21 protein-coding genes are annotated in these 17,886 nt (G+C 34.6%); 11 read left to right on the plus strand and 10 right to left on the minus strand.

The annotated features are described in order from the left end of the window. Nucleotides 1-6: 6 nt before the first annotated feature. Nucleotides 7-954 (minus strand): metallophosphoesterase family protein, encoded by a 948-nt coding sequence (locus ACP5SP_RS03810; protein WP_416084381.1) that lies wholly within the window; start codon nucleotides 952-954, stop codon nucleotides 7-9. Nucleotides 955-1,016: 62 nt separating this feature from the next. Then, nucleotides 1,017-2,612: an APC family permease gene (locus ACP5SP_RS03815; protein ID WP_424586630.1), complete on the minus strand. Its 1,596-nt coding sequence runs from the start codon at nucleotides 2,610-2,612 to the stop codon at nucleotides 1,017-1,019. Nucleotides 2,613-2,732: 120 nt separating this feature from the next. Here ACP5SP_RS03815 and ACP5SP_RS03820 point away from each other — a divergent pair, with 120 nt between their 5' ends. Together ACP5SP_RS03820 and ACP5SP_RS03825 are read left to right on the plus strand one after the other, a co-directional pair. Continuing rightward, on the plus strand, nucleotides 2,733-3,062 hold the full coding sequence (locus ACP5SP_RS03820) for a hypothetical protein (protein WP_416084383.1): 330 nt from the start codon (nucleotides 2,733-2,735) through the stop codon (nucleotides 3,060-3,062). Nucleotides 3,063-3,191: 129 nt separating this feature from the next. Continuing rightward, entirely contained in the window at nucleotides 3,192-4,499 is a 1,308-nt protein-coding gene (locus ACP5SP_RS03825) for an aspartate aminotransferase family protein (protein WP_424586629.1), read from the plus strand. 31 nt (nucleotides 4,500-4,530) lie between these two features. Here ACP5SP_RS03825 and ACP5SP_RS03830 read toward each other — a convergent pair whose 3' ends face one another. Continuing rightward, on the minus strand, nucleotides 4,531-5,451 hold the full coding sequence (locus tag ACP5SP_RS03830) for a tRNA 4-thiouridine(8) synthase ThiI (protein ID WP_424586628.1): 921 nt from the start codon (nucleotides 5,449-5,451) through the stop codon (nucleotides 4,531-4,533). 108 nt (nucleotides 5,452-5,559) lie between these two features. On the opposite strand from ACP5SP_RS03830, the gene ACP5SP_RS03835 reads away from it, so the two are divergent. Further along, nucleotides 5,560-6,405 carry an isoaspartyl peptidase/L-asparaginase family protein gene (locus ACP5SP_RS03835; protein ID WP_424586627.1) on the plus strand — a complete coding sequence of 282 codons (846 nt, stop codon included), beginning with the start codon at nucleotides 5,560-5,562 and terminating at the stop codon, nucleotides 6,403-6,405. A 30-nt stretch (nucleotides 6,406-6,435) separates the two neighbouring features. Then, entirely contained in the window at nucleotides 6,436-7,401 is a 966-nt protein-coding gene (locus tag ACP5SP_RS03840) for a hypothetical protein (protein ID WP_424586626.1), read from the plus strand. Here the strand turns inward: ACP5SP_RS03840 and phoU are convergent. The 7 genes from phoU to ACP5SP_RS03875 all read right to left on the minus strand — a co-directional run bounded on the left by phoU (nucleotide 7,398) and on the right by ACP5SP_RS03875 (nucleotide 13,440). Beyond that, the gene (phoU, locus tag ACP5SP_RS03845) at nucleotides 7,398-8,066 is read right to left on the minus strand and encodes a phosphate signaling complex protein PhoU (RefSeq protein ID WP_424586625.1); all 669 of its coding nucleotides are present in this window, start codon (nucleotides 8,064-8,066) and stop codon (nucleotides 7,398-7,400) included. The two genes, ACP5SP_RS03840 and phoU, sit on opposite strands and share 4 nt — an antisense overlap. 8 nt (nucleotides 8,067-8,074) lie before the next feature. Next, entirely contained in the window at nucleotides 8,075-8,827 is a 753-nt protein-coding gene (gene pstB / locus ACP5SP_RS03850; protein ID WP_416084389.1) for a phosphate ABC transporter ATP-binding protein PstB, read from the minus strand. Next, complete coding sequence (gene pstA, locus ACP5SP_RS03855; protein ID WP_416084390.1) at nucleotides 8,821-9,672, minus strand: phosphate ABC transporter permease PstA; 852 nt, start codon at nucleotides 9,670-9,672, stop codon at nucleotides 8,821-8,823. The genes pstB and pstA overlap by 7 nt, the downstream gene beginning before the upstream one ends. Beyond that, complete coding sequence (pstC, locus tag ACP5SP_RS03860; protein WP_428066631.1) at nucleotides 9,665-10,534, minus strand: PstC family ABC transporter permease; 870 nt, start codon at nucleotides 10,532-10,534, stop codon at nucleotides 9,665-9,667. The genes pstA and pstC overlap by 8 nt, the downstream gene beginning before the upstream one ends. A 1-nt stretch (nucleotide 10,535) precedes the next feature. Beyond that, nucleotides 10,536-11,396, minus strand: a complete 861-nt coding sequence (locus ACP5SP_RS03865; protein ID WP_428066632.1) for a PstS family phosphate ABC transporter substrate-binding protein — start codon at nucleotides 11,394-11,396, stop codon at nucleotides 10,536-10,538. 89 nt (nucleotides 11,397-11,485) lie between these two features. Further along, a complete protein-coding gene (locus ACP5SP_RS03870) occupies nucleotides 11,486-12,688 on the minus strand; it encodes a sensor histidine kinase (protein WP_428076062.1) in 1,203 nt (400 codons plus the stop codon). Nucleotides 12,689-12,771: 83 nt separating this feature from the next. Then, nucleotides 12,772-13,440 (minus strand): response regulator transcription factor, encoded by a 669-nt coding sequence (locus ACP5SP_RS03875; protein WP_424586622.1) that lies wholly within the window; start codon nucleotides 13,438-13,440, stop codon nucleotides 12,772-12,774. Nucleotides 13,441-13,495: 55 nt separating this feature from the next. Between ACP5SP_RS03875 and ACP5SP_RS03880 the strand changes: the two genes are divergently transcribed. The 7 genes from ACP5SP_RS03880 to ACP5SP_RS03910 all read left to right on the plus strand — a co-directional run bounded on the left by ACP5SP_RS03880 (nucleotide 13,496) and on the right by ACP5SP_RS03910 (nucleotide 17,530). Next, a complete protein-coding gene (locus tag ACP5SP_RS03880; protein WP_424606746.1) occupies nucleotides 13,496-14,560 on the plus strand; it encodes a DUF763 domain-containing protein in 1,065 nt (354 codons plus the stop codon). Beyond that, nucleotides 14,557-15,150 carry an IMPACT family protein gene (locus ACP5SP_RS03885; RefSeq protein WP_424596751.1) on the plus strand — a complete coding sequence of 198 codons (594 nt, stop codon included), beginning with the start codon at nucleotides 14,557-14,559 and terminating at the stop codon, nucleotides 15,148-15,150. The genes ACP5SP_RS03880 and ACP5SP_RS03885 overlap by 4 nt, the downstream gene beginning before the upstream one ends. Nucleotides 15,151-15,218: 68 nt before the next feature. Beyond that, complete coding sequence (gene rpsP, locus ACP5SP_RS03890) at nucleotides 15,219-15,491, plus strand: 30S ribosomal protein S16 (RefSeq protein WP_416084397.1); 273 nt, start codon at nucleotides 15,219-15,221, stop codon at nucleotides 15,489-15,491. Then, on the plus strand, nucleotides 15,488-15,736 hold the full coding sequence (locus ACP5SP_RS03895) for a KH domain-containing protein (RefSeq protein ID WP_014453135.1): 249 nt from the start codon (nucleotides 15,488-15,490) through the stop codon (nucleotides 15,734-15,736). The genes rpsP and ACP5SP_RS03895 overlap by 4 nt, the downstream gene beginning before the upstream one ends. A gap of 16 nt (nucleotides 15,737-15,752) precedes the next feature. Further along, the gene (locus ACP5SP_RS03900) at nucleotides 15,753-16,172 is read left to right on the plus strand and encodes a YlqD family protein (protein ID WP_424586619.1); all 420 of its coding nucleotides are present in this window, start codon (nucleotides 15,753-15,755) and stop codon (nucleotides 16,170-16,172) included. Nucleotides 16,173-16,190: 18 nt separating this feature from the next. Next, the gene (gene trmD, locus ACP5SP_RS03905) at nucleotides 16,191-16,943 is read left to right on the plus strand and encodes a tRNA (guanosine(37)-N1)-methyltransferase TrmD (RefSeq protein WP_424586618.1); all 753 of its coding nucleotides are present in this window, start codon (nucleotides 16,191-16,193) and stop codon (nucleotides 16,941-16,943) included. After that, entirely contained in the window at nucleotides 16,940-17,530 is a 591-nt protein-coding gene (locus ACP5SP_RS03910) for an RNA methyltransferase (RefSeq protein WP_424586617.1), read from the plus strand. The genes trmD and ACP5SP_RS03910 overlap by 4 nt, the downstream gene beginning before the upstream one ends. Nucleotides 17,531-17,886: the final 356 nt, after the last annotated feature.

The raw sequence follows: 17,886 nt of genomic DNA on the forward strand, positions 1-17,886 counted from the left end.
CCACCTCTAACCCTGAATTTTAAAGTAATTTACAATACCATCTTTTGTGATATCTATTATGTATCCCCTCAGTAAGCCTTCGCCATACTCGGAGCCAGGGTTTAAACATAGAGTTTTTCCGATTTTTTCGAACCCTGAGGATTCATGAATATGCCCATGTAAGCCGAGTATAGGTTGATATTTTTCAATAACCGCTCTAACACCCTTTGAGCCGACATGAACAAACTTTACGCCATCAAGGCCACCAACAAGCCTTAAGTTTTTATCCAATTTTGGTGCAAGATCAATTGCAGTATTGTAAGGTGGTGCGTGAATATTGAAAATTGCGTTTTTGGGATCTTTTAATTTTGCAATTTTTTCCTCAAGCATTTTTTGGATTTCCTTATCGTCTCTTTCACGAGGAGTGTCCCATGGAGTTGGATTTACATATTCAAAACTCAAAACCTCATGTCCTTCAATTTCAAAAATTTTGTCAAGGGGATAAATGATTCCCTTATTTTCAAATTCTTTTATAACTGGATCTATTACAAACTCGTCGTCATTTCCTGGCATAACAATGGTAAGAATTTTCTTTGTATCAACTTTTTCGGTCAAGAGGTTTAACCATTCTCTCATTCTTTTAACCATTTCTTCTTCCATAACTTTTTTAACTTTATCGGGATCATTTTTTAGTTCCTGAAGTTCATCTTTAGATACTCTCCTATAATATGCGCCAGCGTTTGATAGTTTTTCTTCAAAACTTTTTGTTTCTTCTTCACTTTTAAGAATCCATGTATTTCCAAAATAGCTTGCCTTGTATGAACCATCATCCTGGAGAATTAAAGGAACTAAAACCTTTCCTGTAAGATCACCTGAAAGAATCAATACATTTGCCTCATATATTGAAACTGCAGAAATCCATTTTCTCCATACAGTTGTTGCTCCATGTACATCTACAGCAAAGAACACTTTCATTTTTGCCTCCCTAAATTAATTTTAAGGGGGGAGAGGTCTCTCTCCCCTTAACAAAAATATTATTATGCAGGTGGAATCTCTTTGAATATTTTGTTAGGATCAACGCCTTCTTCTCTATTTTTGTGCCACATATACACAACAAACAAAAGACCTATAAGTATTAGAAGCGTTGTTATTATCATTGCGAGGGTATTTTGTTCTGTTGTTACGTTTAGAATCATCCACCAACCTATACCGAATGTAATTGCACCAAGGATTGTAATAATTGGTATCTTTCCAAACTTGTACTGGAAAGTTGATTTTTCGTATAGATCTGGACGAGCAAATGGCAAAAACATTGCCGCAAGTCCTAAAGGCCAGATAAATATCAGGCAAGTGTAATCTTCAAGAGCAAGCATTGCAGAAGATAGTTTAGTACCTAATGAATCTCCTAAACCGATAAAAACTCCAATTATTGCAACAATTCCAACAAGGTGGTTTGCCCAAGTTGGCGAACCGAGACGTCCAATCTCTGTAAGTTTTAGGGGGAGCATTCTATCAAATGCCATTGCGAAAATGCCTCTAACGCCTGCCATCCATATAATCATTGAAGTATTGATATACCAAAGGAAGTATCCTATACCTAAAATTATTGAAAATATTGTGTTCTTGCCGATAATTGCAGCATAGAATGGAATTGATGGAGCAGGAGGAGTTGTTCCTAAAACAGTTTTTAATTCATCAAAGTGATTGTAATAAAGCCAGCTATATTCAGTTATAAAGTTGTACCCAAAAGAGTGATATACAGCAACTGCATTTAAAACATAGAGGATTCCAACTGCAATAAGTCCCAATACCATTCCTCTCATATAAGAAAGTCTCGGTGTTTTTACTTCTGATCCAACATAAGAAACAGCTTCAACTGCAGTATAAGCCCATAAAACAGAAAGTAGCATTCCTTGCAGTGCCTGTCCAGGTGCAAGATATGAATCTTTTATGTTTAATTTGGTTGCAAGGTCGTGAACTGCTTGGTATGAATTTGCGCCAAAAATTACATTGAAAGAAGGCTCTCCACTTTTTACAAAAAATATTACTATCGCAATTCCAGTTATTACAAGTGGGATATAAATGATTGCACGTAATACCCACTTGAGTTTGTCTATGCCAAGTAGTTCAAGTATCCACATAATAACAGTAATTCCCAAAGCAATCCAGAGTCTTGTCCAGGGGTCTGCAAGTCCTTCACCTAAAGCCACAAGTGATGCATTTTTGGAGACAATGCCAGCAATCTGAATGCTTGATGCAAGTGGAATAAGCCCGAGATAGTTTAAGAATCCAACTGCAAGGGAAGCACCGCCTCCTACTACATAAGACCAATTAGGTATAAAGCCAAGTATAGGATGTAGAACTCTTGAAATTACAACATACAAAGAACCACTTCTTGGGAATGAAGCGGAAAGAATTGCAAGAACGAGAACAGGCGGAAGCCAGACAAGAAGCCCAATTAAAAATGCCAAAGTCATATTACCACCAGGATAAAGCCCAGGTACCTTTACTGTGTAATAGGTCATGCCCGATGCTGCAGGTCCAGCAATAGTGAACAATAATACATCCCACCAGTTTAATTCCCTTACAAGTCCTGACGCCTTTCTTGTAAACACTACCGACTCTTCGTCCATAATTTCCCCCTTTCTTAAATTTTAAAAATTATACGAATTTTGAATTTGAAGTCAATAGATTTTAATATAGATTTTTTTCTTTTTGTGGTAAAATGAAACATATTAATTTTGGAGGTTAAAATGACTAAAGCATCGAAAATTGTTTTAGCAGTTTACTTTTTCTTTCTAGCACTTATTACAATCATAGTGCCTTGGAGGATAAATCAAGCTGTCGCACAAGGAACAGTTCTTATAAACTCAGTTGGTTATGCACCAATTTGGGCTGTAAGAGCGGTTAGCAGTAATTTCGAAGCAGTAACAGTAGATTTTGGAAGAGTAATTCTTGAAATTATTGCACTTACTGCCTTATTTGGTATTCCATTTGTATTTACGCTTAAAGGTGACGAAGACTATGAGTATGTTGAACTTGAAGATTTTGTTGATGATGGCAGTGAAAAAAACGAAGAATAAGAAACAGGAAAAATAAGGTTTTCCAGTGAGGGCTTAAAGCCCTCCTTTTTTCTTTTTTTAAGAAAAATTAATTTACTTGACTTAATATGTAAAATCTGATATTATAGGTTAACGAAAGGAGGTTTTATAATGGGAAGCATTCTTATAAAGACTGAAATTCCCGGGCCAAAGAGCAGAGAAATTCAGAAGAAAAAAGAAAGCTATGTAGCTTCACCTCTTGAATCGCTTGCGCCTTTTTTTATTGCAAGAGGTGAAGGTGCAGTTGTAGAAGATGTAGATGGAAACAGATTCCTTGATTTTACAGGTGGTTGGGGTTGTCTTGTTGTTGGGTACTCACCAAAGCCAATTATTGAAGCAGTTCAAAAACAAGTAGAAAACTACATTCACACAGATTTTACTTCAATTCCTTATGAACCATATGCTGAACTTGCAAAAATGATTGCGGAACGTGCCCCAGGTAATTATGAAAAAGCGGTTGCTTTTTTTAATTCTGGAGCAGAAGCTGTGGAGAATGCCGTAAAAATCGCAAGAGGTTATACAAAGAGGAGAGCAGTTGTAGTTTTTGACGGGGCCTTCCATGGAAGAACTCTTCTTACTATGACAATGACCCATAGACCAATGCCATATAAATATATTTTTGGATCAGCACCTGATGTTTATAGAATTCCGAGACCGAATGTCCACAGAAATAAATATACTCCGAAGGATTTTGAGAGACTTCTTCTTGATACTGTTGCTCCCGACGATGTTGCAGCAGTTGTCATTGAACCAATACAAGGAGAAGGTGGTTTTAATATTCCACAACCTGGTCTTCTTGAGGAGATAAGGAGGGTAACTGAAAAATACGGCATTCTTTTTGTTGCTGATGAAGTTCAGAGTGGTTATGGAAGAACTGGAAAGTTCTTTGCAGTTGAAAATTGGGGTGTTGTGCCTGATTTGATATCACTTGGTAAGTCAATTGCCGCAGGTTTTCCGCTTTCTGCTGTTGTTGGAAATAAAAAGATTTTTGATTCATTACCTAAAGGTTCTATTGGTTCAACTTTTGGTGGAAACCCTGTTGCATGCGTTGCTGGCATTGAAGTGATAAAGATGATAGAAAGAGAAAAACTTCTTGATAGGGCCGTTCATCTGGGGAAAATCATAAGAGAAAGGTTTGAAGAATTCCAGAAAAAGTATCCAGCTGTGAAGGAAGTTCGTGGTGTTGGTGCTATGCAAGCAATTGAATTTATTAAGGATCATGACACATGGGAACCTGATGCTGAGACTTGCCAAGCTGTTATACAAGAGGCACTCAAAAACGGTGTCGTTCTTGCAGGTGCAGGTTTACACAAGAATATAATAAGATTATTAATACCACTTGTGATAACTGAAGAACAGCTAAAAGAAGGTCTTGATGTTCTTGATAAGGCGATCGAAACTGTAACAAAAGGAAAATAAAAAATTAGCTTATGAGCGATTTACGGGGGTTTTATGCCCCCGTAATTTCTTTAATGGAATTGAGAGGATCTTTATTTTGTTTTTTTGAGTAATTTAGTAAGAGCTCTTTTCCTTTATTAATTATTTCCTCGTCAATTTTATTGTCAAAACCTCTTATAAGCACACTTGGACCAGGAAAATCTGGCACAAGCATAACATCATTAGGCTTTCTCAGACTTTCAAGCCGTTTATTTTCAATTTCGTTTCTTCCGACAACGAAGATAGTCTTACCTTCAAATAAAACTCTTCCATTTCTTAGAATCTCTGAATCATTTCCATCAAAATTTGGGTTAATATTTTTTAGCATTTTCAGCCTTTTAGCATATTCAGGATCGGTCAATATGCAACCTGATGCAGGGGTTTTATATTCCTTAAGTCCAAATTCTTTTACAAGTTTAAGTTGAATTTTTCTTGATTGTCCTCGGATATCGAGCATTTCTTCTCTTTTGATTATTCCCTTTAACTCAGGTTCTGAAACTTTAAGAAGTTTTTGAGATAAGGGTCTAACGATTTTTCCTTCAAGACCAAGTGTTTTCTCCATTTCTTCAAAAACTGTTCTTCTTTGGGAAAAAGGTCTTTCATCAAGAACCTCGCCTGTTGCTATAAAGTCGAAACCTTCTTTTTCCATTATTTCTTTTGCTTTTTTTATCATAAGCATATGACAGTCTATGCATGGGTTCATGTTTTTTCCGTACCCATGTGGTGGATTTTGTACAATTTTAAGGTGTTCTTCTGATATATCTTCAATCCTTAATTTAAGCCCAATTTCTTCGGCAAATCTTTTTACCTTTTCTCCCTTAAAAAAGTAAGTTTCAAAGAATATAGGCACAACTTCTATTCCTTGCTTCATTAATATGAGGCAAGCAAGTTGTGAATCAATTCCACCGGAAAATAAAACTAAGGCTTTTGCCATTTAATAACCTCCAAATTTACTTGCATGCAATTATAACTTAAACAGTAATGTTTTCAAAATAAAGCTTATCTTCGTATAATTTAAAGGCATGAATTGAAAGGAGGCAAAATGAGGGCAATAATTGTACATGGTGGTGCAGGTGATGCAAAAAGAACAGAAGAAATACCCGAAAGGGTTGATTTTGTTAAAAAGGTTGCAAACTATGGATTTGATTTATTAAAAAGCGGTCTTAATGCAGTTGAAGTAGCAGTTAGAGTAGTAAAAATGCTTGAGGATCATCCGCTTTTTGATGCAGGGAGAGGCTCATATCTCAATGAGGAAGGTTTTGTAGAAATGGATGCAGGAATTATGGATGGATCTACACTTTCAATTGGTGCTGTTGCAGGTATTAAAAGGCTAAAAAATCCCATTGAACTTGCGCGTCTTGTAATGGAAAAATCACACCATAACATTCTTATAGGAGATGGAGCAGAAAAGTTTGCCTTAGAAAACGGTCTTGAATTTGTTCCACCATACTATTTTTATACGGATCGCATTATAAAAATTTTTGAAGGTACATACGGTGATACAGTAGGAGCGGTGGTTTTAGATGGAAATAAAATTGTTTCTGCTGTTTCAACAGGTGGTACGCCTAAAAAACATGTAGGTCGTGTTGGTGATTCCCCAATAGTTGGCTCAGGATTTTATGCGAATTCTGAGTTTGGCGCAGTTTCAACTGGCATTGGTGAGGATATAATGAAAGTTATTTTAAGTTTTAGAATTTCGTTGTATTACCCTAACTACTCTATTAGTGATGCTGTTAAAAAATGCATAGATGATTTAAGTGGAATTAACGGCCACGGAGGTCTAATAGCGCTTGATAAAAATGGCAATATAGGATACTCCTTTAATACCAAAGGAATGTTTTTTGCATATATGAAAGATGGCCAAGATACAGTTGTTGGAGGTTTTTAGAGCAGTAGTAGAAGACTTAAAGGAGGAGGAATGAAAAATATTAAAAAATTAGTTGTCTTGGTGTTGATTTTTGTACTCTTACCTTTTGCTTCTGTTTTTGGTTGGAATTCTCATGGATTAACACTCTCTTATGTTGTCTCAAATATTTACTGGCTTAAAAAGTATAGTAGCATTAAAATTACACCATATACCTACAAAGAATACGAGACACAACCAATAAATCCAGATTTTCAAATTAAGTATCTTGAAGGTAGCATTGGGGATAAAACTGATGCAATAACAATACTTACAACATATGCAGATGAGCCTGATTGGGGACTTGATGAAAACATGAAACTTTCCAAACTTCAAATTCTTACAGGTGGTCCTCAGGGTTATAGGCATATGTATTACAAAATGGGACCAATTACAATTGGAACTGCACCGAATCAGATTGAATTTTGGTTTCACATGGCGGAGATCGCGAAATCAAAAAATGATCTTTATTGGACATTTAGATTCCTTGCAAGAGCACTTCATTATATGGAGGACTTAACCCAACCTTATCATGGAACTCCAGGACCCACGTCAATTATTTTAAAAAATATATTTAGTGGCGTTCAAGGACTTACTATAATGTGTTCAAATCACCATTATGCACTTGAGGATTACCAAGGCTATATGGTAAATATAGGAAATCCAGATTTTGTGAAAACTCTTGAAGAAAATTACTTGCCCATTGATGTGGGAAATGTGAATTCTCTTACTGAGCTTGGAAATTATGCAGCATCACTTAATAGAGAAAGAGTAAAAATTTTGTGGTTTCTTGAAACAAAGTTGTTTCATGACGATGTAAATAGCAAAAACGCCAAATTTAAGCTTACAGATGATAAAATTGTTAAACTTGATAGAAAAATACAAACCCAATACAATGAAGCCTTACTTTATTCTTTAAAATACTTCAATGGTTTTTCGAGGCTTCTTCTCGAATACGCAAAAATAAAGCTTAACCTTTAATTGTTTTCTTCTTTTTCAAAATGATGGTGTTTTATTACTTTTCCTTCACCAATATAAACAACATATTCACCAATATTAGTTGCCTGATCTGCAATACGCTCGACATTTTCAGAAACTCTTATTATAAGTATTGCTCTGTTAATTGTTCTTGGATCGCTTAACATATAAGTGATTAACTCTCTTATAATCTGATCATTTAATTGGTCTACAATATCGTCACGCACGCAAATTTCTCTTCCCAATTTGCTATCTTCATTAACAAATGCAGTAATTGCATCGTCTAACATTTGTAAAGCAGTTTCAGTCATCCTCGGTAGATCAATATATGGTTTTACATCTGGTTGCGGAATTAATTCTCTACCAAATTCTGCGATATTAACAGAAAGATCTCCAACTCTTTCAAGGTCTTTTACCATTTTGATAATCATTGCAATTTTTCTTAGATTCTTTGCTTGTGGTGAATAGAGCGCAAGTGTTTCAATTGCAAGATCATCAATCTCAATTTCAAGTTCATTGACCTGAGGTTCAAGCTCATTTATAACCTTTTCTGCTAATTCCATTTTCTTTTCTACTATTGATTTAACTGATAATTTAACCATTTCTTCTGCAATGGAAGACATTTTTAAGACTTTTTCAGTTAAAACTTTTAATCTATCTTCTAACATTTTTCACCTCATCCAAATCTTCCTTCAAGATAATCTTCTGTGAGTTTTTTCTTTGGAGTTGTAAATATCTTCTCTGTTTTGTCATATTCTACTAATTCACCCATGTAGAAAAAAGCTGTATAATCAGAAATTCTTCCTGCTTGCTGAATATTATGTGTTACAATTACAATAGTGAATTCTTTTTTCAATTTTTCTATTAACCGTTCAAGTTGAATTGTTGAAATTGGATCTAAAGCAGAAGCTGGTTCATCCATTAAAAGCACCTTTGGTTCTATTGCAATTGCTCTTGCAATACAAAGTCTCTGCTGTTGTCCTCCAGATAAACTAAAAGCAGAATCGCCTAGTTTGTCTTTTACCTCTTCGTATAAATTTGCTTCTTTGAGAGCCCAAATAACTTTTTCTTCGATGACTTTTTTGTCTTTTTCACCATGAATTTTGAGTCCATATGCTATATTTTCAAAGATTGACTTTGGAAATGGGTTTGGTCTCTGGAAAACCATGCCAACATTTTTTCTTAGTTCAAAAACATTCATATCTTTATCGTAGATGTTCTTGTTATCCAACAGGACCTCTCCTTCTATGGTTATATCCTCAAAAAAGTCATTCATCCTATTGAGACTTCTAAGAAATGTTGATTTTCCACATCCAGAGGGTCCTATTATTGCAGTAACTGCGTTTTCATAAATGTCAAGAGTTATGTCTTTAAGAATTTTTTGCTTTTTTGTGTATGCATTTAAGTGTCTCACAGCAATTTTTACCATTTTTTATTGCTCCTGTATTTATTCCTTATTATTATACCTGGAAGTGTAATAATAAAAACAATCAATATTAGGACAATTGAAGCACCAAAGGCAATCGGTACTTGTTTTTGTGGGAATGTTCCTTCTGTAAGGAGTCCGTAAATTGTATAGGGAAGCGCCATTACTGGTTCAAAAATACTTGTAGGGAGACCTCTTGTGTAAAAGGTTGCTCCAGTAAACAATATTGGTGCTGTCTCACCAATTGCTCTTCCTATGCTTAAAAGTACTCCTGTTATAATATTTGGCATAGCAGTTTTTAAAACAATTTCAAATGTTGTTTGCCATTTTGTTGCACCAAGTGCAAATGATGCATCTCTAAAGTCTTTGGGGACAAGCTTTAGGCTTTCGATTGTTGCTGAAAAGATTGTGGGAAGCATTAGAATTGAAAGCGTTAAACTGCCAGAAAGAAGAGATATTTTAAATCCCAACATCTTTGAAAATACTGCAAGACCAAAAAGGCCAAAAATGATTGAGGGTATGCCAGAAAGTGTATCGATAGAAAGTCTTATAGCATTCGTTAGTGTATTTTCCTTTGTGTATTCTGAAAGGTATATTCCACCTAAAACTCCAATGGGTACAGCAAAAAGACTTGCAAGTCCCAAAAGATAAATACTACCAACTATAGAAGGTAATATTCCACCTTCTGTAAAACCATTTCTTGGATAATCAATTATAAAATTGAGAGAAATGACTTTTAATCCTCTCGAGAAAATATAGAAAAGAAGTGTTAAAACTATTAATACCGAAACGAACGCAAAGAATCTAAAGATTGTAAAGAAAATGAATTCTTTTTTAGTTTTATCCATATAGTTTTCGCCTATAAAGTGATTTTAGGTATCTGCTTAGTAAGTTAAAGGAAAGAACTAAGAAAAGTAGTATCAATGCAAGTAAAAACAAAGCCCGGTAATGGTCTGAACCTACGGGAGTTTCTGCCATTTCAAGTGCAATTGTTGCTGTTATTGGCCTCATTGGTTCTAAAATTGAGCGAGGAATTCTTATGGAATTTCCGGATGCTATAAGAACGGCCATAGTTTCGCCAATTGCCCTGCCAAATCCTGCAATTATAGATGCAAATATTCCTTCTAAAGAACTTGGTAGCGTGATTCCGAAGATTGTTTCAAGGTTAGACGCACCAAGTGCATATGATGCAAGCTCATGCTCTTTAGGGACCATGGAAATTGCATCTTCTGAAAGAGTAGTTATGGTGGGGATAGACATTATGGCAAGTATAATGCTTGCGTTTAAGCCGTTTAATCCTATTGGAAGATTAAATAACTTTTTTATTAATGGTGCCAAAAAAAGAAGGGCAAAAACTCCATATATAACAGAAGGGATATTTGCAAGAAGTTCAATTGTTGGTTTCAGAATACTTCTTAATTTCGGTGAGGCTAATTTTGATAAATATATTGCAGTTCCAAGTGATAAAGGAATTGCAAAGAGCATCGAGAAAAAGGCAATAAAAAACGTTGAAATGATTGAAGGTAAAAAGCCAAAGAGTGGAGGTGTTGATGTCGGTCTCCACTCTTTACAAGTTATAAGTTCAATAATAGAGTACTTTGAAAGAAGTGGCATTCCTTCTATTGAAATAACTACTATGATACCTCCAACTATCAGAATCGCAATGTAACCAAATATTGGGAGCAAGTACTCTATTAAGTTTCTTTTCATGCTACTTTATTCTAATAAATCCAACGCTCTCTACAATATCCTGTCCTTCAGGCGACAAAACAAAATCTATAAAATTCTTTACTTCACCTTTAGGTTCGCCATTTGTATACATATAAAGGAATCGGGACAATTTGTATGTATGATTAACTACAGTTTCTTTAGAAGGCATTATACCTTCGTATGCTACGGCCTTAACTTGAGAATCTAAATAACCTAAACCAACATAACCTATTGCTCCTTCTGTTGTTGCAACCGTGTTTTTCAATGCTTGACTTGATGATTGGAATGTTGCTTTATCTGTAATCTGAGCACCATGAGGCATTACAAGTTCCATAAATGTTCCGTATGTACCTGAAGATGTATCTCTTGATACTACAACGATTGGGGTATCCTTCCAACCTAAATCTTTCCAGTTTGTAATTTTTCCAGTAAAAATGTCAATCACCTGTTGTTTTGTAAGATTTGTAATAGGATTCGCAGGGTTTACAATAATAGCAATTGCATCGAGTGCAATTTTTGTTTCGTAGGGATTTACTCCCTTTGCCTTTGCTTTTTCAATTTCTTCTGGCTTTATTTCTCTTGAAGCGTTTGCAATATCTGTCGTGCCATCAATAAGTGCGGCAATTCCATTTCCTGAACCTGTTCCTTCAACTGAAATTTTCACATTAGGGTGCTTGTTCATATACACTTCAGCTGCTTTTTGGGCGATTGGGAATACAGTTGTTGATCCATTCATAGTGATTTTAGCTTCTTGTGCCGCTTCCTTCTGAGAAGCTTGTTTGCATCCAGTAAAGATAAAGACAACTGAAAATACCATGATACCTACCAAAAGATACGCTAAGAATTTCCTTTTATTATTCATGCCCTCACCTCCAATTATATAATAGAGGTGTATAATTTCAAATAAAAGAGTTTTTGGTTAAAATTCAGTTAAAATATGGTTAAATAAAGTTAAATAATTTTTGGGAATTTCAAGGTAAATTTAGTACCTGCGCCTAATTTACTTTCTACCTTAATTTCTCCTGAGTGCATCTGCACTATTCTTTTAGTAATTGTTAATCCAAGCCCGGTACCCTTTACTATTTCATTTCTTGAAGAGTCTTCTCTATAGAATGGTTCAAATATTTTATCAACATTTTCTTCTTTAATACCTTTTCCTGTATCTTCTATTACAACATATATAAATTTGTCGTCACTAAAAACATTTAGCATTACTTTGCCCTTTTCTGTATACTTCAAAGCATTTTCAAGGAGATTTATTAGTACATCCTCTAAAAGAAAGTAATTACCTCTTATTGTTGAATTTAGTTCTATGTTATACGAAAATTCAAGACCTTTTTCCTTAAAATGATTTTCAAATTTTTTTATAACTTCATTAGATAGTTTTGAAAAATCAACAATTTCCTTAAGACTATTTCTTCCCGATTCAATTTCACTTAGTTTAAGAATTCTTTCTGTAAGTTTTTTAAGTCTTTCAGTGTTTTCTTTGAGAATTTGCAAGAATTTTTCACCCTTTTTCTTTATAAAGCCTTCATTTTCAAGTATTTCAACTGTCCCGAGGATTGAGGAAAGTGGCGTTTTCATTTCATGAGAAACTGCTTCCAAAAATTGTGTTTTTAGAAGTGTTTCTACTTTAAAGTCATCCAATTTTTTGATTATTAGAAGTAAATGCGGGGTCTCTTTTATTATGATAGGGAATGCTGAAATGTCATACAGTGTTCCATTTATTTCGATTTGCTTTTTAATTTCTTTTTCGGATTCTAAAGCATTACTAATTAACGATATCATTTCACTATTTCTTATGGCTTCATAGTAAATTTTCTTATCTTTAAGCTTAATAATGCTATCAGACTGAGGGTTTTTAAAGATAATTTCTCCTTGAGAATTTATGATAATTATTGCTTCGTCAATTTTTTTGGAGAGTTCATTGCAAATAGTTTGCAAATCATTTAACTCCTTTAATTTTGAAATATACGATTTGTTAAGCAAAAGTGTGTTTTCTCTAATTTCATCAAAAATTAGAAGTGATTTTTCTACACCTTTAATCTCATTTCCATCAAGAGTTAATTTTAGAAGTTGTTCCAGGTTTTTTAAATCGTTTAGCTCATTAAAGAGATAAAAGATTAATATTACAATAGCTAACGAAAGGAGCACAATAATAAATCTTAGGAAAAACCTAAAAGATAATAAAACTGTTGAAATTGTTATAATAGCTATTGCTGTTAGTAAATATAGGTTTATTCTTCGAGCTGGAATTTGTAGCCAACCCCCCTTACAGTTGCGATGTATTTACCGCAATCATGAAGTTTGTCTCTAATGCTTTTAATATGTACATCAACAGCACGCTCTGTGGGAGAAACCGTATGGAGGAACGCTTCATTTAGGAGTTCCTCTCTTGTGAAAACCTTTCCTTTTCCTTCAATAAGAATCTTTAGGAGTCTAAATTCCGTAGGTGTAAGTTTTACAGGTTTATCCTTGCAATAGACAAGGTAGTTTGCAACATCAAGAGTAATATCTCCCGCCTGAATAACAGTTTTTTTGCCTTCCCTTACAAAAGCCTTAACTTTTGCTGCAAGTACCCTTGGTGAAAATGGTTTTGGAATATAATCGTTTGCACCCATTTCAAGTCCAAGAACCATATCACCTTCAGAGTTTTTTGCAGTAAGGATAATAACAGGAATGTCTTTTGTATCTTCCCTTGATTTAAGTGTTTTGAGAATCGTAAGCCCATCAACATTCGGGAGCATCAAGTCCAATACAATACAATCGTACTTTTTCGAACCAATTGCATTAAGAAAACTATCTCCTGTGTAATACTTGTCGACCTTAAACCCCTCTCTTTCCACATAAAAGGAGGCAAGATCTACGATGTCCTTTTCGTCATCAATAATCGCTATCCTCTTCATAGTTTTATTATATGTAAAATAAGGATTTTTTACAAAGAGTATATAATTGAGTTGTATGAAGAAAGGTTATTTTGATTTGCCTTTGCATAATGGTGATGCACCATCATGGTTATTTAAAAGAATGGAAAAATTAGCAAGGTATCTTTCCCTTGCAATTATTGAATTTTTTGGGATAGAAGAGTACTTAAAGCGTCTCTCTGATCCAATATGGTTTCAATCTTTTGGTTGTCTTCTTGGATTTGATTGGCATAGTTCTGGCCTTACTACCACAACAACAGGTGCAATTATCTCTGGTTTATCAAGTGAAAGTAAAAATTTAGGTTTGTTTTTTGCTGGCGGTAAAGGTGCAAGGGCACTTGATACACCATCTCAAATTGATAGAATATTCGAGGATGGTTTTATTTCTTTAGATCTTGCAAATTCAATGAAGAAAACTTCCCGTCTCGTTGCTAAAATTGATTCATCCTGCATACAAGATGGCTATAAACTTTATCATCACTTTGTTATTTTTGATAAAGATGGTAACTGGGCAATTATTCAACAAGGTATGAAGGAAACAACTCGTTATGCTCGGAGATATCATTGGAATTCGTTTGGACTAAAAAGTTTTGTAAAAGATCCTCATAAAGGAGTTATAACTGTAAAATTTGAAGCTCCTTTAAATCTTGTTGATAGCACAATAGAAGAAACTCAACAAAAGATGGTAGAGCTTGCAAATGACAAAAATCTTTCAAAAGAAATAAAAAGCATTAAATTTCCAGCCCATCATCCTATTTATGAAGATGATTTTGATAAGGAACATCTCTCAAAAATTTTTTCTTACGTTTCTGAATTAAATCCCAAAGATTTTGAAGAATTACTTCTCATTAAAGGGCTTGGTGAAAAGAGTTTGCGCGCACTTGCGCTATCTTCGCACTTACTTTTTGGCTCTCCGCTTTCTTATAAAGATCCTGCAACATTTTCATTTGCACACGGTGGAAAAGATGGATATCCCTACCCTGTAATGAGGGACACTTACGATAAAACGATACAGGTATTTGAGACTGCAATTAGAAAAGCTAAGCTTTCTGAATTAGAGAAAGAGAGACTTCTTTCAAAATTGAGAAGCCTTGTTATATGAAATTCAAAACGATAAGAGACGATGTTATTGTAAAAAATGTTATTAAAAGATCGGTATTCATTGGGACTATTAAGTATGTTTCAAATTTAGCTGAAGCCGAAAAATTCTTAAAGAGCTTAAAGGTGCAGTATAAGGATGCAAATCATAATCCTCATGCTTTTAGACTAACTTCAGGTGAATACCATTACTCTGATGATGGTGAGCCAAGTGGTTCCGCTGGGTTACCAATCTTCAATGCTATTAGACGTTTTGATATATACAATGTTTGTATTGTAGTGACTCGTTATTTTGGTGGCGTTAAACTTGGGATTCCAGGGCTTATAGAAGCATATGGAAAAACTGCAGAATTTGCGATTAACAATGCTAAAATTGTCGAAGAAAAAACGACAAAGACTATTGAAATAGTATTTCCATATAGTTCGTTTAATTATGTTAACTATGTTTCAAACAAGTTCCAAGCAGAAGTTTTAAAAAGGGAATTTAAGGATTTAGGTATTTTAGTCTTAAAAATTGACGAAGACTTACTTTTGGATTTTACAGAGCTTCTTAAAAAGGATAACAGGATTTCTATTAGAGTAGTAAATTTTTAACTTGCAAACAAATTTGATTTTTGTTATAATAAGTTTGCTATAGATGAAACTGACTTAGGAGGCGAAAGTTGGCTACAAAAATTAAGCTTGCAAGAGTTGGAGCACCTCATCGAGCATTCTATAGGGTTATAGTTTCCGACTCTCGTTTTGCAACTGATAGTAAAGTGATTGAAATTATTGGGCACTGGAATCCAGTTGTAGAACCAGAAGAACTTGTGTTTAACAAGGAAAAGGTTCTTGATTGGCTAAAAAAAGGCGCACAGCCCACTGAAAGCGTTATTAATCTTCTTAAACGCGCAAAAATTTGGGAAGAGTACCTAAAACTCAAAGGAGGTAAATGATGAAAGAACTTATTGAAACTATTGTTAAGGCATTGGTTGACAAGCCAGAAGAAGTTAAGGTTACGGAAGTTGCAGGTGAAACTGCAGTTATTTATGAAATAAAGGTTGCAGATTCCGATATTGGAAAAGTTATTGGAAAGCAGGGAAAGACTGCAAACGCACTTAGAACAATTGTAAAAGCAGCATCCTCTAAGATTGGAAAAGCAGCAAGCATTCAAATCAATTCCAAGCCAAGAGGAGCATAAGCCTTAGGAGTGCTCGATGAGTGTGCTTCACCTTAAACAAAATGTAATAGTTAAAGTAATAGTAACTGAAAAATTTAAAGAAGACTTTAAAAGAGAACTTTCAAGGCAGTTAGAAACAGCAGAAAGCAAGGCGCGTGAGTTAAAGTCTTCCCTTGCGCGCCTTGTTATTGAAAGTGCTGGTATCCAGAATCCAACTTATGTTGAAAGCTTAAAAGCAAGAATCGAAGAAGAAAGAATGCTCCAAGAGGCAATTGCTTCTGATTTGAGAGAAAAACTCAAAGAAGTCGATGCTCTTCCAATTGATAGTATTTATCCTTATACAGTGATTGAAGGCTTAGTCGATATTGATGTTGGAGACAACTTGTTTAAAAAGATTGCAGGCGTAGAAGTTATTATAAAAGATGGTGTTGTAATCGAGATTAAAGAAGGCACCTAAGGGTGCCTCTTTTACTTTATGGAAGTTCATTTTCTTACAATATTTCCTGAATTTTTTGAATGTGCAAAGGATTTCGGTCTCTTTAAGGTTGCAAGAGAAAAACTTGTTCTATCATATTACGTTCATAACTTAAGAGATTTTACTAAAGATAAGCACAAATCGACAGATGACACTCCCTATGGCGGTGGAGCAGGCATGGTTATGCTTGTTGAACCAATTGTAAAGGGGATAGAATTTGTTGAAGAAAATTATGGCAAACAGTTTAAAATCCTCACATCTCCACAGGGTATTAAGTTTAGTGAAGATCTTGCAAAAGAAATTTCAACAAAAGAAAAATTACTCTTTATACCTACTCACTATGAAGGTGTTGATGAAAGGGTTATGAATTACATTGATATGGAGATTTCTATTGGCGATTATATCCTTAGTGGAGGAGAAATTGCTTCACTTGTAATTCTTGACGCATCACTTAGGCTTGTTGAGGGACTTCTTCATAATAAAGAATCATTATCCGAGGAGAGTTTTGAAAATTATCTTCTTGAGTATCCTCAATATACTCGCCCGTATGATTTTAGAGGAGAAACTGTCCCAGATGTTTTAAGAAGTGGTAATCATAAGGAAATTGAAAAGTTTAGAAAGATGGAATCTCTCAGAAGAACTTTACTTAAAAGACCTGATTTGCTTTTGAAACGTGCGTTCTCTGAAGAAGAAAAAGAACTTCTTAAAGAAATCTTTAATGATATTGAAGATTTAATAAGGAGATTAACATGATTAAACTGTATATGGCACTTCTACATTATCCTGCTTATAACAAAAACAAAGAAATTGTTGCAACAAGTATAGTAATCCATGATTTACATGATATGTCAAGAGCGGCGCGGACTTATGGGGTAAAAACTTTCTATGTTGTACAACCTATGGAAGAGCAGAAGAAAGTTGTCTCGCGTATAGTCCATTTCTGGCAGACAGTAGGATATGAATACAATCCGAATAGATTAGATGCAATCTCAGTTATGGACGTAAAAGATTCGCTCTTTGATGTAATTAAGGAAATCGAAAGAAAAGAAGGAGAAAAACCTTTAATCATTGGAACATCAGCTAAAGAAAGAGAAAAGCTTGTTACATATGAGTTTGTTTCAAGAGAGTTAAAAAACAACCATCCTGTTCTCGTTTGTTTTGGTACAGGGTGGGGAATCCCCGAGGAATTTGAACGAAACTTTGATGGTTTCTTTCCACCAATTGTTGGAATAACAGATTTCAACCATCTTTCAGTAAGAAGTGCTGCTTCAATTATTCTTGATAGAATTATAAATACATACAAATCTTGTTCCTCTAACGATTCTTTAAGTGGAAACTAATCCTATCATTCCTATTTATTGATGATTTAATTCTAAAATCATATCAGTATTATTCCAAGCGATGTTAAGACTTCAAATTATTTTTCGTAGAGTTCTTAAATATTTTAAGAGGATGCATTACCTTTTAAAAAATTGGAAAAGCATGACGCCTTTTTTAACTTAATACCATAAGTCAAGAATCCTTTGGGGCAGAGTTCATAGAGAGTACTAAATTTAGATGGGGATTTGTAAATCTCCCCTCTTTAAAATTTCCCAAGAAAAGGCAGAGATTTCTCATTTAGTCGAAGGGGTAAAAACTCCCCTCCAACTTCCCCAAAAAGAGGAGATTTCTCAGTCGCTTGCGCTCCTTCGAAATG

The sequence above is a fragment of the Caldisericum sp. genome (genome assembly GCF_049967455.1).
GTDB classification, from domain to species: domain Bacteria; phylum Caldisericota; class Caldisericia; order Caldisericales; family Caldisericaceae; genus Caldisericum; species Caldisericum exile_A.

What these genes read in the sequence shown, in the direction of transcription:
- ACP5SP_RS03810 (WP_416084381.1), bottom strand. Translation starts at nt 954, where the DNA reads ATGAAAGTGTTCTTTGCTGTAGATGTACATGGAGCAACAACTGTATGG.
- ACP5SP_RS03815 (WP_424586630.1), bottom strand. Translation starts at nt 2,612, where the DNA reads ATGGACGAAGAGTCGGTAGTGTTTACAAGAAAGGCGTCAGGACTTGTA.
- ACP5SP_RS03820 (WP_416084383.1), top strand. Translation starts at nt 2,733, where the DNA reads ATGACTAAAGCATCGAAAATTGTTTTAGCAGTTTACTTTTTCTTTCTA.
- ACP5SP_RS03825 (WP_424586629.1), top strand. Translation starts at nt 3,192, where the DNA reads ATGGGAAGCATTCTTATAAAGACTGAAATTCCCGGGCCAAAGAGCAGA.
- ACP5SP_RS03830 (WP_424586628.1), bottom strand. Translation starts at nt 5,451, where the DNA reads ATGGCAAAAGCCTTAGTTTTATTTTCCGGTGGAATTGATTCACAACTT.
- ACP5SP_RS03835 (WP_424586627.1), top strand. Translation starts at nt 5,560, where the DNA reads ATGAGGGCAATAATTGTACATGGTGGTGCAGGTGATGCAAAAAGAACA.
- ACP5SP_RS03840 (WP_424586626.1), top strand. Translation starts at nt 6,436, where the DNA reads ATGAAAAATATTAAAAAATTAGTTGTCTTGGTGTTGATTTTTGTACTC.
- phoU (WP_424586625.1), bottom strand. Translation starts at nt 8,066, where the DNA reads ATGTTAGAAGATAGATTAAAAGTTTTAACTGAAAAAGTCTTAAAAATG.
- pstB (WP_416084389.1), bottom strand. Translation starts at nt 8,827, where the DNA reads ATGGTAAAAATTGCTGTGAGACACTTAAATGCATACACAAAAAAGCAA.
- pstA (WP_416084390.1), bottom strand. Translation starts at nt 9,672, where the DNA reads ATGGATAAAACTAAAAAAGAATTCATTTTCTTTACAATCTTTAGATTC.
- pstC (WP_428066631.1), bottom strand. Translation starts at nt 10,534, where the DNA reads ATGAAAAGAAACTTAATAGAGTACTTGCTCCCAATATTTGGTTACATT.
- ACP5SP_RS03865 (WP_428066632.1), bottom strand. Translation starts at nt 11,396, where the DNA reads ATGAATAATAAAAGGAAATTCTTAGCGTATCTTTTGGTAGGTATCATG.
- ACP5SP_RS03875 (WP_424586622.1), bottom strand. Translation starts at nt 13,440, where the DNA reads ATGAAGAGGATAGCGATTATTGATGACGAAAAGGACATCGTAGATCTT.
- ACP5SP_RS03880 (WP_424606746.1), top strand. Translation starts at nt 13,496, where the DNA reads ATGAAGAAAGGTTATTTTGATTTGCCTTTGCATAATGGTGATGCACCA.
- ACP5SP_RS03885 (WP_424596751.1), top strand. Translation starts at nt 14,557, where the DNA reads ATGAAATTCAAAACGATAAGAGACGATGTTATTGTAAAAAATGTTATT.
- ACP5SP_RS03895 (WP_014453135.1), top strand. Translation starts at nt 15,488, where the DNA reads ATGATGAAAGAACTTATTGAAACTATTGTTAAGGCATTGGTTGACAAG.
- ACP5SP_RS03900 (WP_424586619.1), top strand. Translation starts at nt 15,753, where the DNA reads ATGAGTGTGCTTCACCTTAAACAAAATGTAATAGTTAAAGTAATAGTA.
- trmD (WP_424586618.1), top strand. Translation starts at nt 16,191, where the DNA reads ATGGAAGTTCATTTTCTTACAATATTTCCTGAATTTTTTGAATGTGCA.
- ACP5SP_RS03910 (WP_424586617.1), top strand. Translation starts at nt 16,940, where the DNA reads ATGATTAAACTGTATATGGCACTTCTACATTATCCTGCTTATAACAAA.